We start from the raw sequence: 22156 nt of genomic DNA, 5'->3' as shown, positions 1-22156 counted from the left end.
CCTATATTTTTGTATAAACAATCCTTTTTAGTACATGTTTTGCCGTTATATTATCATTTTTTTTATATTTACTTATAATTGCCACCCAACGATGGCGCAGGCGGATAAAAAACAAGTAAATGCGCACAGAATTGCAAATTTGATAAAAATAGACGGAACATTAAATGAAACCGAGTGGCAACAGGCACCTGAAGCTACAGACTTTATCGTTCGCTCGCCGAAACCCGGCACACAACCCGCTCAACGCAGCGTTGTAAAAGTATTATTTGATAACGAAGCTGTATATATCGGTGCTTGGCTCTACGATACAGCTCCCGACAGCGTACTCACCATGCTTTCCAAGCGCGATGATGTAGGCAACAGTGATTGGTTTGGAGTAACAATTGATGCGTTTCAGGATAATATCAACGGATTTGGTTTTATTGTTACAGCTGCCGGCGTACAATTTGATACCAAATATGCCGCCACTGGTGAGGACAATTCTTGGGACGCTGTGTGGGAAAGTGCCGTAAAAGTTGATAAAAACGGCTGGACGGCAGAGTTTCGGCTTCCTTTTTCGGCATTGCGGTTTCCTAAAAAGAACCAACAAACCTGGAATATCAACTTTACCCGCAACATACGCCGCTTGCGGGAGCAAAGCTGGTGGAGCGAGCTGAATCCTGAAGTCAACGGTTTTTTCAATCAGGCAGGTTGGCTCACAGGCATTGAAAACATAAAAACGCCGCTGCGTTTGTCGCTTACGCCATACATAGCACTCACTTATTTCAACAACGAAGCCGACAACAGCCAAAAAACCAATATCAATGGCGGTATGGATTTAAAATACGGCATTAACGATGCTTTTACGTTAGATATGACCTTAGTGCCCGATTTCGGACAAGTACGCTCCGACAATCAGATACTCAATTTGTCGCCTTTTGAAGTGCGTTTCAACGAAAATCGCCCTTTTTTCACCGAAGGCACAGAGCTATTCAATAAAGCAGGCCTATTTTACTCGCGGCGAGTGGGCGGCACTCCTTTGCGCTACCACGAAGTAGCAGACGAATTACAGAGCAATGAAGATATTATTGAAAATCCCAAAGAAGTTAAATTGCTCAATGCGAGCAAAATTTCGGGGCGCACGACTAAAAATTTGGGTATAGGCGTTTTTAATGCTGTCACACAAGCCACCGAAGCCGTTATTATCAACAACGATACGCAAAAAAAGCGCAGTATTGCCACCAACCCGCTCGCCAACTACAATGTATTGGTATTTGATCAAGCATTTAAGCACAATTCTTACCTTTCATTTATCAACACCAACGTATGGCGCAGCAGCAGTCATTTTTACGATGCCAACGTAAGCGGCACAGAGTTTCAATTTCAAAACAAAAAAGGAAATCTACAAATACGCGGCAGTGGAGCTTTGTCGCAAAAATACTTCAACGATGCCACCGAATTAGGGCATACTTACTTTACACATATAGCCAAAATAGGCGGCAAATGGAACTACGGCATTGCCTACAACGAAGAGAGCAACAGCTACGACCCTAACGATTTAGGGTTTTTGTACAACAACAACGAGCGCACTGTTTCTTTGAATCTCAAACAAAATTTATACAAGGCATTTTGGCGTTTCAACGAAATGTACAATAATCTCAACATTTCTTATTCGCGCCTTTATGCCCCCAATCGCTTTCAGAATTTCGGCATCAACTTCGAATCAAACTGGTTTTGGAAAAATTTCTTTGCCAACGGCACTTGGATAGGTGCAGAGCCTTTTGTTACTTACGATTTTTTCGAGCCGCGCTTGGAAGGGCGTTTTTACACTTATCCAAAAAATTTCACCATCGGCAACTGGGTTTCGAGCGATTACCGCAAACGCTTTGCTTTTGATGCTTGGTGGGAATATCGCCATTTTTACGAAACCGACAGCCGCCGCCACAATATACACTGGAATATAGCACCGCGTTTCAGGGTTAATGACAAGTTGTTGTTGGTATATGCTTTACAAAACAACAATTATTTACAAGACAAAGGATTTGCCGACCATATCAGCGATGATGCAGGCAACACACAGGTTATCATTGCCGAGCGCGATGTAGTTACTTACGAACAATCAATTACGGCGGCTTATTTATTTACCAATCGCATGGGGCTTGATTTTCGTTTGCGCCATTATTGGTCAGATGCCGAATATCGCCGTTTTTTTCTGTTAGGCGAAAATGACGGTTTATTATATCCGAGTACTTATGCCGATTTTGACAATAAAGGCTATTCTCTGCACAACGTCAATTTTAATGCTTTTAATATTGATTTGGTTTATACTTGGCGATTTGCCCCGGGCAGCGATATTAACATTACCTGGAAAAACGCCATACTCACCTCAAAATCCGGCGAACTTTACAACGACCTCAATTTTTCCAAAAACATGGAAACACTTTTCCGCGAGCCGCAAGCCAATTCGCTGTCTCTAAAAATAATTTATTATGTAGATTATCAACAACTTCAACAATTTACACGCACCCCACGCAAGCGCGTTTAATGATATTTTTACAGGCTGAACATTGATTTTTTAACTTTGTACAAACCTCAAAATAATAAAATCCGTTTTTATGTCGTACTTTTGCAATGCCCTTTTGTATAAAAATGGCTGTAATTATTTTTTATAAAAACAGTTTTTTAGTTTATAAATATGAAAAACAAGATTTTTCTATTGTTGATTTTGTTGGTGGCGGGTATTCAATATACAATAGCACAACAGAGCCATCTTACCGCCAACGATGTAAAAGAAATTCGCTATTGGCAAGATATGACCAAAATGGGCAACAATGATATTTTAATTGATACGATGGTGTATTATGGCAACGACCGCGCAGGCTTTGAGTATTCAAATGCGCAATGCGTGTCGTTTCATTGCCGCGATACCGACTCACTTATTTATTCATTGCTGCCGAGCTTATTCACCGCCGAAAAAGACTGGACACTCGGCAAAAGCTATATTCGTAAAATGGACGCTCGCAAAATCAATTTCAAGGGCATACAAAGCGAAGTATTCAAAGTATATGTATCCGACCTCAACAACAAAAGCAGCGGCTACGGCGATTATTCTTTGGTAATGAAAGATTTCGGTGTGGTATGCCGTTGGAATGTAAGCGGCGAATTTTTTCAGCTTATCCGCATTGATGCTTTACGCGGCGGCGATGCCAAACAAGAAGAAAGCATAGATTTACTGCCCCTGTTTGACCAAATATATGCTTCCGGTATTTTCAATTAATTCTGATATAGAGTAAAAAGTTGAATAAAAAATGTATTTAACTTAAATGGCTCTACGCACAACCTTTTTATAGTTACATTCGTTGTTTTGTTATTATACAACAAGCCTATAAAAGAATTTTCAATTCATTTGTGTTTTTATTGGCAACAACGTTATATCATTACATCGATTATTTTTCATTTACCAATATATATAAGCAAGCCTTAATTGATTTTTCGGCTTGTAGAAATTGTATAAAAAAACTAGGATTTTTATGTGTGGAATTGTGGGTTACATTGGTTATCGTCAAGCTGCCCCTATTTTAATAAAAGGCTTGCAACGTTTAGAATATCGCGGCTACGACAGTGCCGGTATTGCCTTGCTCAATGGCAGTTTGGAAGTGTATAAACGAAAGGGGAAAGTAGATGATTTAATAACTGCGCTGAAAGGCAAAGACTTACACAGCACCGTGGGCATTGGACACACACGCTGGGCTACCCACGGGCCTCCCAACGACATCAACGCACACCCGCATCATTCAGGCAACCAGAGAATTACTTTGGTACACAACGGCATCATTGAAAATTATGCTTCGCTCAAAAAAGAACTGATAAAACGCGGGCATACCTTTGAATCAGATACTGACACAGAAGTATTGGTGCATTTGATTGAAGAAGTACAAAAAATTGAAGAAGTAGATCTGCCCGAAGCCGTTCGTTTAGCTTTGCGTAGTGTGGTAGGAGCGTATGCGATAGTAATTATTTCCAACGACACCCCTAATCAGATTATAGCGGCACGCAAAAGCAGCCCTTTGGTAATTGGTTTAGGGGAAAACGAATATTTCATCGCCTCCGATGCTACGCCTATCGTAGAATACACTAAAAATGTCGTATATCTGAACGATGAAGAAATCGCCGTTGTTGACCGCCAACAGGGGCTTACGGTACGCACTATTTCCAACAATATTATCCGCCCGCATATTCAAGAGTTGGAGATGCAGTTGGAGCAATTGGAAAAAGGCGGCTTTGATCATTTTATGCTCAAAGAAATTTATGAACAGCCCACCTCCGTGCGCGACAGTATGCGCGGCAGATTAAATGTACAAGAAGGAACAACAACATTGGGCGGCATCAAAGATTATCAGCAAAAATTATTCAATGCCGACCGTATTATTATTGTAGCTTGCGGCACATCGTGGCATGCGGGTTTGGTAGGCGAATATTTATTTGAAGAGCTGGCTCGTATTCCGGTAGAAGTGGAATATGCTTCGGAATTTCGCTACCGCGACCCCATTTTACGCGAAAAAGATGTAGTTATTGCCATTTCTCAAAGTGGCGAAACCGCCGACACGCTCGCCGCCATACAATTGGCAAAAAGCAAAGGAGCTACCGTATTCGGCATTTGCAATGTGGTAGGCAGCAGCATTGCCCGCCTCACCGATGCCGGTGCTTACACACACGCCGGTCCCGAAATAGGAGTGGCATCTACGAAAGCATTTACGGCGCAGCTCACCTTGCTCACATTAATGGCACTTACTATTGCCAAGCAAAACGGCACCATATCGCACTCGCGTTTTCAGTTGTTGCTACAAGAATTAGATCGTATTCCCGAACTCATTTCGGAAACACTGCATTGCGACCGACAAGTACGTTTTATTGCCGAAGAATTTAAAGATGCCCGCAATTTTCTGTATTTAGGGCGCGGCTACAATTTTCCGGTGGCACTGGAAGGTGCACTCAAACTGAAAGAAATCTCTTATATCCACGCCGAAGGCTACCCTGCCGCAGAAATGAAACACGGACCTATTGCTTTAATTGATGAAGAAATGCCGGTGTTGGTATTGGCAACGAACGAAAGTGCCTACGAAAAAATCGTGAGCAATATTCAGGAAGTAAAAGCCAGAAAAGGTCGTGTAATTGTAGTTACGAACCGCAAAAATGATACAGTATTGGAGGAATTAGCAGAATTTGTGATAGAAATTCCCGAAACTGAAGATCCTTTAATGCCGATTTTGACCTGTATTCCTTTGCAGTTGCTGGCATATCATATTGCTTTATTGCGCGGCTGCAATGTGGATCAGCCCCGTAATTTGGCAAAGTCGGTGACGGTAGAATAAAAAATATTTTATCATTAAATACTTCATTTACATTGTTTTATTGATGAAAAGTAAAATTTTCGGAGTATAATAAAATAATAAGTGCAATATTTTAAAAATATTTTTAATTTAACATCAACTTCAAATCGAAAAAAAATAATAATAATTCACAACGTGCCTTCATCCGACATTATTAAATTACTACCCGATGCTATTGCCAATCAAATTGCTGCAGGCGAAGTGGTACAACGTCCCGCATCGGTAGTAAAAGAATTGTTGGAAAATGCCATTGATGCCGGAGCAAAAAAAATATCGTTGCTGCTGAAAGACGGCGGCAAAACGCTCATTCAGGTAATAGACGATGGCAGTGGTATGTCGCCCACCGATGCTCGTATGTGCTTTGAGCGGCACGCCACGTCCAAAATTACCGCTGCCGCCGATTTGTTTCGGCTGCGCACGATGGGTTTTCGCGGCGAAGCCTTAGCCTCTATCGCCGCCATAGCGCACGTTGAACTCAAAACACGCCGCGCTGAAGACAATATAGGCACACTGATAGATATGCAAGGCTCTAAAGTAAAAGAGCAAAGCCCCTGCCAGTGGGAAAAAGGAACTTCTATTGCCGTAAAAAATTTGTTTTTCAATGTGCCGGCACGCCGTCAATTTCTCAAAGCCGACAATGTAGAGCTGCGCCATTGTTTAGAAGAGTTTGAGCGGGTGGTATTGGCATATCCCGACCTTACTTTTATCCTCAACCACAATGGCACTGAAATGTATCATCTGCGCAGTGGCAACATCAAACAACGCATTATCGGGTTATTTGGCAGTAACTACAACGAAAGATTAGTACCTATTGCGGAGGATATAGATTTTTTGCACATCAGTGGCTTTATCGGAAAACCCAAATTTGCCAAAAAGTTGCGCGGCGAACAGTTCTTTTTTGTCAATAGTCGCTTCATCAAAAGCCAATATCTGCACGGGGCAGTAATGGCGGCTTACGAAAATTTACTACCCAAAGAGCATTTTCCTTTGTATTGTATTTACATCAAAATAGACCCCAATAAAATTGATGTGAATATACACCCCACCAAGCAAGAAATCAAGTTTGAAGATGAGCGTGTAGTTTATACTTTTGTACATGCCGCCGTTAAGCACGCACTTAGTTCGCACAGCATTACTCCTTCGCTCGATTTTGAGCAGGAAGCCTCTTTGTCATTTGGAGCTTTGGGCAAAGCCGCCCAACCTGATGCTATCGTGGGTGGGTCGCCGTCGGCATTACCCGAAAAAACACCATCATCTCCTTTATTTACGCCCAACAAAAGCACCACACCCCAAAAAACTTCGGACATCGGCAAAAAAAGCAGCGGCAAAGTTCCCATTTGGGAAACGCTATATGTGCCACCGAAATCGCCACAATCCGAAGAAAAAACGCCGGAATCAAACACTGCTACAGACGAAACTGCTGCCCATACTGCCACTTATTTATCTAAAAGCAGCACGGCAACACCCGAAAAAAACGACGAAACTACGGCTATTTTTGCGTTGTCTGCCGCACCCCAAATGCCGACTCAACTACACAAACGATATATATTATCCCAAATCAAATCCGGTTTTATTCTCATTGACCAACAAGCGGCACACGAGCGCATTTTATACGAAAAATATCTCCTTATTTTAGAACAAGGCACGGTAAGTATTCAAAAATTATTGTTTCCGCAAGCCGTGAAAATGTCGGTGGCAGATACGGTTACACTCCAAAATATGCTACCGCAAATAGCCGCTTTGGGCTACGAAGTAGAGTATTTCGGCGGCACTGATTTTGTGGTACACGGCGTGCCTTCGGATATTGCGGGCGGCAATGAGCAAGCGATTTTTGAGGATTTGGTGCAGCAATTCAGTCAAGCACCCGACCTCAAGCTCTCGGCTCGCAACCGCTTGGCACAGGTAATAGCCAAGCACAACGCCATCAAAAACGGCACTCTACTGCAAGCCGCCGAAATGAAAAACCTCATTGACCAGCTTTTCGCCTGCGAAGTACCCTACATTTCTTTCAACGGCAACGCTACTTTTATTCAGTATCGTTTAGATGATATTGAAAAGGAATTTAAAAAAGGTGTATAAAAATGAAAGAGAACTCATTTTTTTAAAGAATTGATGCGTTTTTAAAAAACGGACTCCTTTTTATGTTATTTCACTTTATCGGGATTATTACGCACAAAAGCCTCCCACCCCGAATAGCCGCTTTTGGCTGCGCCGAAAACGCTGTTTCTTTTCAACAAATGACACAAAGCCACGCCCAAAGCATCGGTGGCGTTAAAATCATCGGGCATTTCTTTGAGTTTTAAAATATGCTGCACCATCGCTGCCACCTGCTCTTTGGAGGCATTGCCGTTTCCGCTGATAGCTTGTTTCACCGACTTCGGCGAATATTCCGTTACTTGCATATCGTGGAGCATACCACAGGCAATAGCTACGCCCTGCGCCCTGCCGAGTTTGAGCATAGATTGTACATTTTTTCCATAAAAAGGAGCTTCTATCGCCATTTCGTGTGGGCGATAGGAGCGAATCAGGCTGCGCATTTTCTCAAAAATCACCTTTAATTTCACATGAGCATCTTCGTATTTTTCCAAGCGCAAAATACCCACTTCCAGCACTCTCGCCATTTGTTTGGGTTGGCTGCAAATGACCGAATAACCCAAAATTTGTGTACCCGGATCTATACCGATTATTATTACGTCTTTTGTATCTTTGTCCAAGATTTTTCTATTCTTTTTTTACAATAATTTTGATAAATATTTTCCGTCATAAAGGTATTGCATGGTTTTTAAAAAGTGTAGTATTTATTTTAGTTGCTATTTCTTTGTATGTACAATTAATTTCAAAAAATAATCTTCCCGAACTGTGGAGCGCACTGCAACTGCGTTTGCAAACAGCGAGTGCGTGGCAAAAATTAGCAGTAGCAATGGCAGTGGCAGTGGCAGGGTGGTGTTTAGATGCTTGGAAATGGCGGTATGTAGTACGAAAGATACAACAAGTATCGTTGTGGCAGGCAATATTGGCATTTTTTAGTGGGGCGGCGGTTTCTATTTTTACACCCAACCGCATAGGCGACTTCGGTGGTCGTGTGCTGCTACTCCACGAAAATAACCGCTACGAGGGTGCAGCCCTCACACTGTTGGGGAGTGCTGCACAAATTATTGCCAATACAACCGTCAGTAGCTGGGTATTATTATATTTTTTTACATATTTATATCCGCTTGCGCCACATCTGCACCGAATATTAGCGATAGCAACATTGCTTTATACTTGCATTTCATTATTATTGTACTACAACTATCATCACTGGGAAAATCGGGTAGCAAAACTAAAATTTTTAAAATCTTATCAAAAATACGTTACATTAATACAACATTTTTCGTTTAAACAATTAAGTTATATATTAATGCTGTCGGCATTGCGTTTATATGTTAGTATTTTGCAATATGCGTTAATTGTGCAGGCATTGGGAGCAGATATAACTCTGTGGAAAGCCATAACAGCGGTGGCTTGTATTTTTTGTGTACAAATGCTATTGCCTTCTATGGCATTGGTAGATTTAGGTGTGCGCGGCAAAACAGCCCTGTTTTTTTTCGGTGTACTGATACCGGCAGCCGTATTCAATGAAGTGGCAATATTGGCGGCAGTATGGCTGACGTGGCTGTTCAATGTGGCTTTACCTGCCGTGATAGGTGTTTTTGTAATAGCACGAATTAAACTTTATGACGAAACTTAAAGTCCATATATAAACTTTTTTTTCAGAATACAATTTATTTAATATTTTTCAACAATCAGATACTTGGTATATGAAACTCTTCAGCGATTTAACAGCTTTATTTTTGGTTGCTTTTGTGGCTGCGTCTTTGCTGTTTTCGCAACAATGTCTGGGCTATGGTGGCAACACCAACTTTGACAGTTATGCAGCAGAACAAGCCCCCGACAGTTACGAATGTGATATTGAAGGATTAGCATTTCAGGAAGGCGAATATTTGGAATATAAAATATATTACAACTGGAAAGCCGTATGGATTCCAGCAGGTACTGCCAAATTCAAAACCAACAGCACCAACCTGTGGGGCAGAGAAGTATTTCATCTAAAAACCGAAGGAAAATCTCTTTCGTCATACGATTGGTTTTTCAAAGTAAGGGATAAATACGAAACTTATGTGGACAAAGAAACCATGAAACCTTTAAAATTCGTGCGCGATGTATATGAAGGCGGCTACACCATCAAGCAGCAATTTACTTTTGACCACAATTCTCAAAAAGTGAATATTGATTTTTGGTACAGAAAAGACAAATTACAAGAAAAAGATAAAAAAGTTACCGTTACGCCCTGCGTACAAGACATTGTATCAGCATTGTATTATACTCGCTGCATTGATTTTTCATCTTATAAAGTAGGCGAAACTGCACCCGTAGATTTATTTGTTGATGGAGAAATGTATCCGGTGTATGTGCGTTACAAAGGCAAAGGCGAAATAAAAACAGATTTGGGTACTTTTAAATGTATAAAAATAAGCCCGATGCTCATTGAGGGCGATGTGTTCAAAGGGGGCGAAAGCATGACGATATGGGCAACCGATGACGAAAACCGTATTCCGGTGTATATAGAAAGTCCTATTTCGGTGGGTTCAGTACGAGGCTACATCACCAAATACGAAGGTTTGCGCCACCGCCTGTCGGCTAAAAAATAAAAGCATCATCTTAAAAACAAAAATACAGCGACAAGAGCAGTATAAAAAACAACTCTTGTCGTTGTATTTTTTTGTACACCTGAATAATTCACCTTTTATTTTTCAATGAACTATTGTATAAAAAAAACGTACCTTTGCGCCCTTGATAAACTGTACTTTTTTTTTGCAAGATACAATGGATTTATTTAAAAAAATACAACATCAAAAAAGCCCTTTGGGCAAATACTCTCATTATATGCAAGAGTATTATTTTTTTCCTAAATTAGAAGGAGAATTAGGAGCGCGCATGCTTTTTCAGGGCAAAGAGCGCATTGTGTGGAGTTTGAACAATTATTTAGGATTGGCAAACCACCCCGAAGTGCGCCGCATAGATGCCGAAGCCGCCGAACGCTGGGGTTTGGCATATCCGATGGGGGCGCGTATGATGTCGGGCAACTCCGACCTGCACAACCGTCTAGAAGCCGAACTATCGCAGTTTGTTGGCAAAGAAGATACTATTCTGCTCAACTACGGCTATCAGGGCATTATGTCGGCGATAGATGCTCTGCTAGACCGCCACGATGTAGTGGTATATGATGCTGAATGTCACGCCTGCATCATTGATGGCGTGCGCTTGCATCAAGGAAAACGCTTCGCTTATGTACACAACGATATTGAAAATTGCAAAAAGCAGTTGGAGCGTGCTACAGCCTTGGTAAAAGAAAACGGCAACGGAGCTATTTTGCTCATCACCGAAGGGGTATTCGGTATGGGTGGTGATCAGGGAAAATTGCGCGAAATTGCAGCCCTCAAAAAAACATACAATTTCCGTTTGATGGTGGACGATGCACACGGCTTCGGCACACTCGGGGCTACCGGCGCAGGCGCAGGCGAAGAGCAAGGCGTACAAAACGACATTGATTTGTATTTTTCCACATTTGCAAAATCTATGGCGAGTATCGGAGCTTTTATGTCGGGGGATAAAAAAATTATAGACCACCTGCGCTACACCAACCGCTCGCAAATATTTGCCAAATCGCTGCCGATGCCTTATGTAGAAGGCAATCTAAAACGCTTGGAACTCCTCCGCAACAACCCTCAACTGAAAGAAAAGCTATGGCAAAATGTTGATTCTTTGCAAAACGGCTTACGCACACGCGGCTTCGATTTGGGTACAACCAATTCTTGTGTTACGCCTGTATACATGCATGGCGAAGTACCCGAAGCCGTAAAGTTAGTGTATGACTTGCGCGAAAATTACAATATTTTTTGCTCGGTGGTGGTATATCCGGTCATTCCGCGCGGACAGATTTTGTTGCGTGTTATACCCACTGCTGCCCATAGTGAGCAAGACATACAAGAAACCCTCCAAGCATTTACCGAAGTAGCCGATAAACTCAAAAACGGAATGTATCGCGCCGAAAGTGAGCATTTTGTCAATGCGTTAAAATAAAACCACCTCATGAACCCTTCTCAAAACAGCAATATAGTTCCTATTATCAAAAAGGAGCAATTACTGACAAAAGAGCAGGAACGGTTTAACCGTTTAAACAAAAAATTACAAAAGCTACAGCTTCGATATACAGAAAATAAAGATATTGCCGAATATGCGCACCAAAAAATAGCAGAATTACTCTATGCTCAAAAGAGAAAGACAAACATCATCATTATAGAAGCTATAAAACATGTTCATGATAATTATGATAAAATACGTCTAAAAAGAGATAAAAAACGCTTCAGCAATTTTATTCTTGTAATAATGGACGATATTTATAAAGATGCCCTGACTCCTGAAATAACATCTGAATTACAAATTCTGGCGCAGTTTCATTTTGACCAAACCGCCACTAAAAAAGAAAAGCAAGAAAACGAAGAATATGAAAAAGATATTTCGGATTTTGCTACTGAGCTGATAAAAACAACGTTTGGAATAGACGTTGATATAAATGACATAAAAGAAAACCCAGAAGAATTTCAAAGAAGAGTTCAGGAAAAAATACAACAGCAAATGCAGGAAGAGGAAGTACCGCCTCCACCTAAAAAACCCAAAAGCAAAGCACAAATCAAACGCGAAGAAAAAGAGCAGGAAAACAAAAAGAATATCAGCAAAAATGTGCGGGAGATTTACACTCAATTAGTAAAGCAACTCCACCCCGATTTGGAAAAAGACGAAGTTAAACGTCTTGAAAAAACCGAAACACTTCAGAAAATCACACAAGCCTACGAAAGCAATAATTTTTTCTTGCTGCTGCAATACCAGTTGCAATACATAGACAATGCCAATGACCAAATAGCATCACTCGAAGACAGCCGCCTAAAGTATTATAATCAGTTGCTGGAAGAACAAATAGAGGAGTTAGACACAAAGATAAATAATATATTGTGTTATGGAAATGAAGAGGAATTTGTTATTGGTTTTTGGGAAATGGGAAGTCATTTTTTTGCAAACTATTGCGATGTAAATAAAGAAAAAACCCTTAAAGTAATAAAAAAACGAGAAAAAAAACTTATCAGTTTTTTAAAACACATAGAAGGTATATGCTATCAAGCAAAAAAAGATTTAGAAGAAGTCATTATGCCATAAGCGTAAAATAAAAGAAAACTCTTATTCTTTATAGTAACCTATGAAACTCTGAATAGCTAAAAATTATCATTTCAAAATAAAATAAAATCGCACACACATAACAGCTATTTCAATATAAACATATATGTCTGTTTCTTTTCAACAAATTCCATCGCCTTGTTATGTATTGGAAGAGCGGCTCTTGCGTGCCAATCTCGAAAAGCTCAACTATGTGCAGCAACAAAGCGGTGTAGAAATTATTTGCGCCCTCAAAGGCTTTGCGATGTACAGCACCTTTGATTTGGTGCACCAATATTTGGGCGGAGCTACGGCATCATCGCTCAACGAAGCTAAGTTGTGCAATGAATATATGCATAGCAAAGCGCACCTGTACAGTCCGGTGTATGTGCCTGCCGAATTTGACGAACTGATGGATTTATCTAATCACATCACTTTCAATTCGCTGCGCCAGTGGCAGACGTATGCAGCACGCATCAAATCATATCACCGCCACTTGCACTGTGCATTGCGCATCAATCCCGAATACTCGGAAGTAGAAGTGGACATGTACAACCCCACCGTACCCGGCTCACGTTTGGGTATTCGCGCCGAAGATATGCCCGCTGCACTGCCCGAAGGCATCAACGGTTTACATTTTCATTCGCTGTGCGAAAGCAGTTCTTTTGCTTTGGAGAATACATTGAAGGCAGTTGAAGAGAGATTTGCGTCATTTTTACCAAAAATTGAATGGTTTAATATGGGCGGCGGGCATCTGATTACCCGCAAAGATTATGATGTGGAGCATTTGATAAGTGTGTTGCGTGGTTTCAGAAGTCGCTATCCGAATTTAAAAAAGGTAATTTTAGAACCCGGCTCGGCGGTGGCTTGGCAAACGGGCTACTTAGTGTCGGAGGTACTGGATATTGTACACAGCAAAGGCATTGAAATTGCGATGTTAGATGTATCATTTGCCGCACACATGCCCGATACATTGGAGATGCCCTACAAACCGCGAATTCTCGGAGCTACCGATGCCATCGTCGGAAAACCCACCTACCGTATGGGCGGCGGCACTTGTTTAGCGGGCGACTATTTAGGCGATTATTCTTTGACAAGCCCCAGCAATCGGCGATAAAATAATTTTTGACGATATGATTCATTATACAATGGTAAAAACGACCACCTTCAATGGTGTCAATTTACCCGCCATTGGCATCTGGAAAGAAAATGATACTTTTCAGCTAATAAAAACCTTTGGCTACGAATCTTACAAAGACCGTTTGAGTTAAAAAAAAACATCACATTAAAAAAAAGAAAAAGCGTGTTTTCAGGTAGTATTTCTACACTAAAAACACGCTTTTTTTATCACAAAAAAACACTACTGTTTTTTATTTCCTTTCTCCGTTTTTTGCTTCAATACTGAGCGTAGCATGCGGCACGGCTCTCAAACGGTCTTTACCGATAAGTTTTCCGGTAATACGACACACACCATACGTTTTGTTTTTAATACGAATGAGTGCATTATTAAGGTTTTGGATATATTGCGCTTGGCGTGCCATCAATTTGTTGAGATGCTCTTTTTCAAGCGTAGAAGATCCATCTTCCAAACCGCTCAGTTTGCCGTCTTGCAACTCTTCACCGGAATTTTTTATTTGCTCCTGCAAGTAATTAAATTCATCTTTTGCCGTATTTAACTTTTTCAAAATTATGTCTTTAAATTCTTGTAGTTCTTCGTCAGTGTAGTAATTTTTTTCTAAAGTATCCATACGCAGTAGAAAATTAAAATAAATGATTAATTGAATGTATATAAAATATTAGGGTTTAGGAGTAATGAATAATGATATTCAAAGGCTCTCCATTGATATCAAGGGTTTGTTGCCAGTCTTCTGTTTGTGTTTTTGGCTGAATATCTAAATGTTCTATTAACGTTTCACTGCAAATATAATTGTGATAGGTTTGAATAGCGGGCAATAGCACCACTTCTTCTGATAAGACAACGCGCAAACGTGTGGTAACGTTCAAATCCAATTCTTTGCGAATATTTTGTATTTTATTGACAATTTCGCGGGCATATCCTTCGTTTTTCAGTGCTTCGCTGATATGAATATCCAAAGCAATGGTGATACCATCAATACTGTTTACCAACCAACCGGGAACATCTTTGCTACTTATTGCGACTTCATTTTTATCAATGGTCACTGTTTCATCGTCAATATTTAACGTTAGAAGCCCATTTTTTTCAAATGCTCTTATTTCTTCCTGATTTAATTTTTCTATTTCATTTTTTACCGTCGCCATTTTATGACCCAACCGCGCCCCTAAAAGTTTAAAATTAGGTTTTACGGATTTCGTAAACATACCACTGTCTTCGGTTACATATTCTATTTCTTTCACGTTCACTTCGGTAAGGATAATATCCTTTACATGTTCAAATGCTGCTTGCTGGGCTGCATCAATTACAGGCACTAAAATGCGTTGGAGAGGTTGGCGCACTTTTATTTTTTCTTTTTTGCGCAATGCCAGCACCAAAGAGGTGGTATTTTGAGCCAAGCGCATAGCTTCTTCCAAATCGGGGTTGATGAGGTCGGTTTGTGCTTCGCCCCAGTCGGATAAATGAACAGAAACAGCAGCGAGTGGTGTTTTGTGCTGTATGGCGGTGGCGCGAATAGGGTCGCTGAGGCTGCGATACAGCCAATCGGAGAAGAAAGGCGTAATGGGGCTCATCAATTGCGCCACGCTCATCAAACACTCGTAAAGGGTTTCGTAGGCGGCGCGTTTGTCGGCGGGTTCGTCATTTTTCCAAAAACGGCGACGATTGAGGCGCACATACCAATTACTCAGGTGCGCATCTACAAAATCGCCGATAAGACGGGCGGCTTTGGTGGGTTCGTATTCGCTGTAAGCGGCATCAACTTCTTTTTTCAGCGATTGCAGTTTGGAAATAACCCATCTGTCCAGCAAAGGTCGTTCACCAATCGGAATTACCTGCTGTTCGTTGGGTACAAAATAGTCAATATTGGCATAAATGGCAAAAAAAGAATATGTATTGAACAACGTACCAAAAAACTGACGTTGTGCTTCGGTAAGACCGTCCATGTCAAACTTTAAGTTATCCCAGGGCTGACTGTTGGAAATCATATACCAGCGAGTAGCATCGGCACCGTGAGCAGCGATGGTTTCAAAAGGATTAACGGTATTTCCCAAGCGTTTGCTCATTTTATTACCGTTTTTATCCAGTACCAATCCGTTTGAAATAACGTTTTTAAATGCCACACTATCAAACAGCATCACCGCGATGGCGTGGAGGGTATAAAACCAGCCTCTTGTTTGGTCAACACCTTCGGCGATAAAGTCGGCGGGAAAGTTCAGGCGAAATTTATCTTCGTTTTCAAAAGGAAAATGCCATTGTGCATAAGGCATAGCACCACTATCAAACCACACATCTACCAAGTCGCTCTCGCGATACATAGGCTTGCCACTATCCGACACCAATATTACTTTATCCACAAAGGGTTTGTGCAAATCAAAATTGGGGTGCAGTTCTTCGCGCATCAGTCCTGCCACCACCGATTTTTTCACTTCGCTGCGCAGTTCTGCCAATGAGCCGATACATTTTTCTTCGCTGCCATCTTCGCTGCGCCAAATAGGGAGTGGCGTACCCCAAAAACGGGAGCGCGACAAATTCCAGTCTTGGAGATTTTCCAGCCATTTGCCAAAACGCCCTGTTCCGGTATTTTCAGGTTTCCAATTGATGGTTTCGTTGAGGGCAGCCATGCGCTCTTTTGCCGCCGATGTTTTGATAAACCACGAATCCAAAGGATAATAAATAACCGGCTTATCGGTGCGCCAGCAATGTGGATAATTATGAGAGAATTTTTCTATTTTAAATGCCTTATTTTCTTTTTTAAGTTTTACGGCAATATCAACATCTACAGAAACATAATCGCTTTGGTCTTTGTAGTTTTTTACATAGCGACCGGCAAAGTCGGTGACTTCATCTATAAATTTTCCTTCTTTATCCACCAAAGTCAAAGAACCGACCCCATATTGGCGAGCCACGCGCAAGTCGTCGGCACCAAAACTGGGTGCAATATGCACAATGCCCGTTCCGTCTTCGGTGGTTACAAAATCTCCCAAAAGCACACGAAAAGCATCGCCGTTGTCGGGCTGCGAATACGGCAATAATTGTTCGTAGCGCAGAGCATCTAATTGTTTACCCTCAAATTCTCCGACAATTTGATACGGAATAGTTTTTTGCGAGGGGTCGTATTGCGCCAAATTTCCTTCCTGTTCGGGTTTAAAATAAGAGAGCAATAAATCTTTTGCCATAATCACACTCACGGGAGCGTGGGTGTAAGGATTAAAAGTTTTTATTTTTAAATAAGTAATATTGCTGCCCACTGCCAAAGCGGTATTGGAAGGAAGTGTCCAGGGCGTGGTGGTCCAAGCCAAGAAGCGCACATCTTCATCGGCATTTTCAAAGAGCCACTCCGCCTGTGCATTGCGCAAGAGTTTAAACATTCCCGTTACACTGGTGTCGGTGACATCGCGGTAGCAACCGGGTTGGTTGAGTTCGTGGCTGGATAATCCTGTGCCTGCCGCCGGCGAATAAGGCTGAATAGTATAACCTTTGTACAGATAACCTTTTTGATAAAATTTTTGCAACAACCACCAGAGCGTTTCAATATAATTATTGTCGTAGGTGATGTAGGGGTGTTCCATATCCAACCAAAAGCCCATATTGTGCGTGAGCGTTTCCCATTTATCCTGATATTTCATCACCTCGCGGCGGCAAGTTTCGTTGTAGGCTTCTACGGTAATTTTTTTACCGATGTCTTCTTTGCCGATACCCAATGTTTTTTCTACGCTCAGTTCTATGGGCAAGCCGTGTGTATCCCAGCCTGCTTTGCGATACACCCTGAACCCTTTGAGTGTTTTATAACGGCAAAAAATATCCTTTACCGTGCGAGCCATCACATGGTGAATACCGGGCATACCGTTGGCAGAAGGCGGACCTTCATAAAATACAAAGGTATTATCGGCAGGGCGTGCGGAAACGCTTTTTTCAAAAATATATTCATCTGCCCAAAATTGTAAAATTTCGCGCTCAATGGCAGGCAGGTTAAATTGTTTTTCGGTACGGTAAAGAGGATTTTGCGTAGTCATATTGTACGGTGTCATTACAAATCTAAAAAACGCCGCAAAGGTACTTATTTTTATATAAAAAAGAGCATTTCTTTGTATTTCAAACAATTAAGCAGGAGTGAAAGTTTATTTGAAAAACGCAGAAATATTTAAACAAAAACAGCAAAACCCGAACCTATGGGGGAGTTCAGGTTTTGCTGTTTATAAACAATTAAAAAGAGAAAAACTCTATTTCTTGATTATTTTTTAGTAACGCGAATATCAATACGGCGATTCTGTGCGCGACCTTCCTCGGTATCGTTAGAAGCCACGGGGTGCTCCTGACCATAACCTTCGGCAGCCATACGTTTAGCAGCTACGCCCAACTTCATCAATTCTGCCATTACATTTTTAGCACGTTCTTCTGACAATTTTTTGTTGGCAGCCGCATTACCTACGTTGTCTGTGTAGCCACCCAATTTGATTTCAACATTAGGGAAGGCTTTCATAATTTCAGCGGTGTTTTTCAACTGTTCTTGAGATTCGGGTTTGAGGGTAGATTTTCCGGTATCAAACAAGAGGCGGTCGAAGCTGAACCACAAATCTTTGCTTACGGCGGCGTTTTTGTCTTCAATAAATTTGATTAATTTATTTTCAACACCTTTTTCTGGAATGTTCAATTCAACACCATTAGGGAGTTTTGTTTTGAAGAAATTACCCAAAGCAGCCCAAGCACTATTAACGGTAGTGCTTACGGCACTTGCTGCGCTATCTACGGCAGTAGCGGTAGTAGCAGCGGCATCTTTAGCAGCATCTACAGTAGTAGCAGCGGCATCCTTTGTAGTTTCTACAGCAGTGCCTACGGCATCTTTAGTAGCATCTACAGCTTTTTCGCCGCCACAACCTTTGAGCATCCACCACAATAAGCCCAACAAAGCCAACAACAACAACCAAGGTAAAAATTTACCAAAACCGCCACCACTGCTGGCTTTCTCGGTTTCTCTTACTGTTGTATTTACTGTGCGCTCCACATTGTGCGAAGCAGTACGCACTGCACCCGAAACGCTGTCGCTCAGGCTATCAAAACTTGAAATGCCCAAAGCACTTGCCAATCCGGCAGGAGCAGCGGCTTTTACATAGTCTTTTTGGCTGAAGAGCAATTTCATCAAACCGCCGGCATCTAAGCCAAGTGCGCTTTTTTGTTTGCCCAACATACCGAGTATCAAAGGCATCGCCAAGCTCAACAAAGAACCTGAAGAGCTTTTGCTTACGCCCGAAGCACCTGCTACCAAATCAACGATGCTACCCAAGCGGTTGCCAAACAAGCTGTTCAACAAAGGTGCGCCCATATCCAACAAGGATTTGATTTTGTCGCCGCTACCCAATAAGCCCAAAAGATTATTGAAAATGCTGCCATTGTTGTTGCCGCCGCTCAACATATCCATAATAGCACCGCCTCCGTTGGGAGTAGCTGCTTTAGACATCAAACCACCCAATACTGAAGGCAGAACGCTGTCAAATGCTTTTTGTGTGCCGCTTTCGCTTTCGCCCAAATAACGGCTTACCATTTGGATACCTTGCGAGCCGACTTCGCTTTTCAGCAAATCTAATAAATTGATATTCATTGTTTTTTTTTAAATTTGTTTTGTGTTTGTGTTAATTAATTAAAAAATGTGCTGTTATAATTTATGATTTAAATATAAAGTATCTTATTTTGAAGTATAATGTTATAAAAAGTCACAAGATTGATAATATTTTTTTATATTTATATAAATAGTATTTTATCAATAATCGTTCACCATAAACGCTCATAACTGTAAAATTGCAGAAATAGTTTCACCGAAATATAATTTATCTGATTTTATAAAAGATTATTCATTTTATTGAATATTTTTCACTTGACAGGCATAAATTTGCAGCGCAATTGATTGTAGATAGTATGAATGAAGAAGATAAAAGAAATTTAGAAGTAGAGTGGCAGCGTTTATTATACCGCCTCAAAGGGCATTTTAAGCGCAAACCGACTATGGAAGCGGTGCTTTTTTTAATCGGAGTGCAGGAGTTGGGACAACTTCAGCGGGCTTTTACGAAAGAAGAGAAGCAAGATTTAATGCACATTGCAGTTTGCAAATTGATGAGCAAAGAGGGATATTATGATTTTTCGCATTATGATGAGGAGGGCTGGCCACATTATAGCTCCAATTCGCAAAAAACAGCACCCGCAGGATTAAAAGAACAGGAAACGCTTCTGAAACAATTAGTTCTTGAATACATTAATAACATTTAAACTGTTTTTATATTTTTTTAAAAATACGAATGAAAAATATTTTTTCTTTTTTCGGCATTACATTGTTGATAATTTTTTCATTTTCTTGCAAAACCGAAGATAATTTGAAGCCTACCGCCACCGCCGACAAAGCCACCGCCGATGAAGGCACGGAAATAGTGTTGGATTTGCTGGCAAACGACAAAGACCCCGAACAAGCCATAGACAGCAACAGTGTAAAGATTTTAAAAAATATCGCTTTGCTGCGGGGCAAAGTGACGATCAAAAAAGGTACGCTTAGTTTTTTGCCTGAGCGCAATTTCAGTGGCGATGAAACCTTTGAATATATGGTATGCGACAACCACAAACAATGCGACACGGCTACGGTGCTGCTGCATATAGAGCCGGTGCATGTGGCACTTATCAGCACTGAACTGGGCGATATGAAGGTAAAACTCTACAATCAAACACCGCGCCACCGCGACAATTTCATAAAATTGACGAAAGAGGGTTTTTATGACGGAACGCTGTTTCATCGGGTGATGATGAATTTTATGATTCAGGGCGGCGACCCCGACTCCAAACTTGCCACTCCCAACCAAAAATTGGGCAACGGCGGACCGGGCTACAACATTCCCGCCGAGTTCGTTCCCGACCTCATTCATAAGCGCGGTGCTTTGGCGGCGGCGCGTATGGGCGATGCCGTAAATCCGAAAAAGGAATCGAACGGCTCTCAATTTTATTTGGTACAGGGGCAAAAGTTTTCGCCAGTAGAGTTGGCGCAAGTGGAAAAAGTAACTAAACGCAAATTGGCTAAAAGCAGTGTGGATATCTATACTACTTTGGGCGGTGCGCCATTTTTAGACGGCGACTATACTGTATTTGGCGAAGTAATAGAAGGACTTGATGTAATTGACCGCATTGCAATGGTAGGCAGCAATCCACAGAGCCGCCCTTTTAAAGATATACCCATGACGGTGAAGATGTTGAAGTAAGCTCCCTCAACTCTTGCTGAGAATTTTCACTACCTTCCTCAATCCTTCCTTTCCGAAGGCGGGAAATTTTTATCAGAACTTTGACAAAGTTAAGCAGAACCAAGCTAACCGAGTTCAAAAGTAGGAGAGAGTAGCAGAAGGCTCATAATTTATAAAATTTAGTGGTGTAAAAAATTTGGTTATTTGTTGTATCTCTTAATAAAACAATATACACTCCAGCGGCTAAATGTGCCGTAGATATTTCGGTAGAAGGCTCACGAACAGGAAATTGTGCCAATGTTTGACCATTACACGACAGCAACATACATTCCGCAGTATCATATACCGAAAAATCGGGGATTGTAAAGATTAGTTTTTCAGGAAATACAGCTATTTCAACAGGACGTATCTGCTCTGTCGTCATCTACTCCATACATCAATGAATAATCGCAATCGTCGCTGCCATTGGCGTAGTAAGGGTCTATTACCAAAGTAATTGCAATTGCATCATCTTGATAGCAATGTAAAACTCCTTCCCCACCATCATCCAAAATAAGAAAATTATAAATAAAAAAAGGAGTCGCACCATACAAACTATTGATTTTTGTGTTTTCAATCATCCAAATACCAGTTTCATCAGCAAGTTGTTGTTCTACACTATCACTAATTATAAAATGTATATACTGATTTTTAGTAATAACACCCTCTATAGTTTGGTAATTAATAGAATCAACAATGGCGGTTACATCATAATAATTTGAGGAGTATAAATCACTTATTATTTTTGTGTTCCATGTATCGCCGATTTCCGCATTAAAATCATATAAAGTAAAAAAATCTTGCCCGTCATATAGTTTCACCAAGCCATTTTGTTCGTGTATATATAAAGTATCAACAAAAGAAAGGGAGCGCAATTCTAAAATTTTGCAGGTTGTATTTTCAATCAGAGTATTGCCTATACATTCCATAGTAACAGTCCAATAGTCAGGAGGTCCCACAGGCGAACGTTGAGCATACCACCACTTCGCCCCAATGGGCGCAAACTCAGTGTTTTGAGCGCGGGCTTCGGGCGGCGGTGCCACAAATAGATAGGCAAATAGTAAAAACAGCAGCAGCCAGCGAGGGTGCAATAAAATTTGTTTTGTTTTCATAAAGAAAAAATTGAGAATTGAATTAAAAATATCGCCTTT

The 22156-nt window shown here is 41.1% G+C and carries 16 protein-coding genes and 1 pseudogene; 11 read left to right on the top strand and 6 right to left on the bottom strand.

Annotated features, from left to right (window positions below; translation table 11 throughout):
* Positions 1 to 34 precede the first annotated feature (34 nt).
* The 4 genes from IPL35_10690 to mutL all read left to right on the top strand — a co-directional run bounded on the left by IPL35_10690 (position 35) and on the right by mutL (position 7448).
* Positions 35 to 2524 (top strand): hypothetical protein, encoded by a 2490-nt coding sequence (locus IPL35_10690; GenBank protein ID MBK8443834.1) that lies wholly within the window; start codon positions 35 to 37, stop codon positions 2522 to 2524.
* A gap of 150 nt (positions 2525 to 2674) precedes the next feature.
* The gene (locus tag IPL35_10685) at positions 2675 to 3256 is read left to right on the top strand and encodes a hypothetical protein (protein ID MBK8443833.1); all 582 of its coding nucleotides are present in this window, start codon (positions 2675 to 2677) and stop codon (positions 3254 to 3256) included.
* A gap of 253 nt (positions 3257 to 3509) precedes the next feature.
* On the top strand, positions 3510 to 5351 hold the full coding sequence (gene glmS, locus IPL35_10680) for a glutamine--fructose-6-phosphate transaminase (isomerizing) (protein ID MBK8443832.1): 1842 nt from the start codon (positions 3510 to 3512) through the stop codon (positions 5349 to 5351).
* A 153-nt stretch (positions 5352 to 5504) separates the two neighbouring features.
* Positions 5505 to 7448, top strand: coding sequence for a DNA mismatch repair endonuclease MutL (mutL, locus tag IPL35_10675; protein ID MBK8443831.1), 1944 nt, complete (start codon positions 5505 to 5507; stop codon positions 7446 to 7448).
* Positions 7449 to 7513: 65 nt separating this feature from the next.
* Here the strand turns inward: mutL and ruvC are convergent, their stop codons facing one another.
* Positions 7514 to 8083 (bottom strand): crossover junction endodeoxyribonuclease RuvC, encoded by a 570-nt coding sequence (gene ruvC, locus IPL35_10670; protein MBK8443830.1) that lies wholly within the window; start codon positions 8081 to 8083, stop codon positions 7514 to 7516.
* A gap of 29 nt (positions 8084 to 8112) precedes the next feature.
* On the opposite strand from ruvC, the gene IPL35_10665 reads away from it, so the two are divergent.
* From IPL35_10665 to nspC, 5 genes and pseudogenes are all read left to right on the top strand, one after another.
* Positions 8113 to 9099 (top strand): flippase-like domain-containing protein, encoded by a 987-nt coding sequence (locus tag IPL35_10665; GenBank protein MBK8443829.1) that lies wholly within the window; start codon positions 8113 to 8115, stop codon positions 9097 to 9099.
* 70 nt (positions 9100 to 9169) lie between these two features.
* On the top strand, positions 9170 to 10060 hold the full coding sequence (locus IPL35_10660; GenBank protein ID MBK8443828.1) for a DUF3108 domain-containing protein: 891 nt from the start codon (positions 9170 to 9172) through the stop codon (positions 10058 to 10060).
* Between the two features lie 175 nt (positions 10061 to 10235).
* Positions 10236 to 11492: an aminotransferase class I/II-fold pyridoxal phosphate-dependent enzyme gene (locus IPL35_10655; protein ID MBK8443827.1), complete on the top strand. Its 1257-nt coding sequence runs from the start codon at positions 10236 to 10238 to the stop codon at positions 11490 to 11492.
* A 9-nt stretch (positions 11493 to 11501) separates the two neighbouring features.
* Positions 11502 to 12623 (top strand): hypothetical protein, encoded by a 1122-nt coding sequence (locus IPL35_10650; protein MBK8443826.1) that lies wholly within the window; start codon positions 11502 to 11504, stop codon positions 12621 to 12623.
* Positions 12624 to 12747: 124 nt separating this feature from the next.
* A pseudogene (gene nspC / locus IPL35_10645) lies at positions 12748 to 13891 on the top strand (carboxynorspermidine decarboxylase).
* A gap of 99 nt (positions 13892 to 13990) precedes the next feature.
* On the opposite strand, the gene IPL35_10640 reads toward nspC, so the two are convergent.
* From IPL35_10640 to IPL35_10630, 3 genes are all read right to left on the bottom strand, one after another.
* On the bottom strand, positions 13991 to 14368 hold the full coding sequence (locus tag IPL35_10640) for a TraR/DksA C4-type zinc finger protein (GenBank protein MBK8443825.1): 378 nt from the start codon (positions 14366 to 14368) through the stop codon (positions 13991 to 13993).
* A gap of 55 nt (positions 14369 to 14423) precedes the next feature.
* Positions 14424 to 17783 (bottom strand): isoleucine--tRNA ligase, encoded by a 3360-nt coding sequence (locus IPL35_10635; protein ID MBK8443824.1) that lies wholly within the window; start codon positions 17781 to 17783, stop codon positions 14424 to 14426.
* A 203-nt stretch (positions 17784 to 17986) separates the two neighbouring features.
* Positions 17987 to 19351, bottom strand: a complete 1365-nt coding sequence (locus IPL35_10630) for an OmpA family protein (GenBank protein ID MBK8443823.1) — start codon at positions 19349 to 19351, stop codon at positions 17987 to 17989.
* A gap of 314 nt (positions 19352 to 19665) precedes the next feature.
* Here IPL35_10630 and IPL35_10625 point away from each other — a divergent pair, with 314 nt between their 5' ends.
* Both IPL35_10625 and IPL35_10620 read left to right on the top strand, forming a co-directional pair.
* The gene (locus tag IPL35_10625; protein MBK8443822.1) at positions 19666 to 20013 is read left to right on the top strand and encodes a hypothetical protein; all 348 of its coding nucleotides are present in this window, start codon (positions 19666 to 19668) and stop codon (positions 20011 to 20013) included.
* A gap of 29 nt (positions 20014 to 20042) precedes the next feature.
* Positions 20043 to 20987: a peptidylprolyl isomerase gene (locus IPL35_10620; protein MBK8443821.1), complete on the top strand. Its 945-nt coding sequence runs from the start codon at positions 20043 to 20045 to the stop codon at positions 20985 to 20987.
* A 142-nt stretch (positions 20988 to 21129) separates the two neighbouring features.
* On the opposite strand, the gene IPL35_10615 is transcribed toward IPL35_10620, so the two are convergent.
* Positions 21130 to 21390, bottom strand: a complete 261-nt coding sequence (locus tag IPL35_10615; protein MBK8443820.1) for a hypothetical protein — start codon at positions 21388 to 21390, stop codon at positions 21130 to 21132.
* Complete coding sequence (locus IPL35_10610; GenBank protein ID MBK8443819.1) at positions 21362 to 22117, bottom strand: hypothetical protein; 756 nt, start codon at positions 22115 to 22117, stop codon at positions 21362 to 21364. Before IPL35_10610 ends, IPL35_10615 begins: the two co-directional genes overlap by 29 nt.
* Between the last annotated feature and the right edge of the window lie 39 nt (positions 22118 to 22156).

This window comes from Sphingobacteriales bacterium (assembly GCA_016711285.1).
Taxonomy (GTDB): Bacteria; Bacteroidota; Bacteroidia; order Chitinophagales; family UBA2359; genus JADJTG01.
Note: the sequence above shows the minus strand (reverse complement) of the source record. Positions and strands in the feature narration are given on the sequence as shown.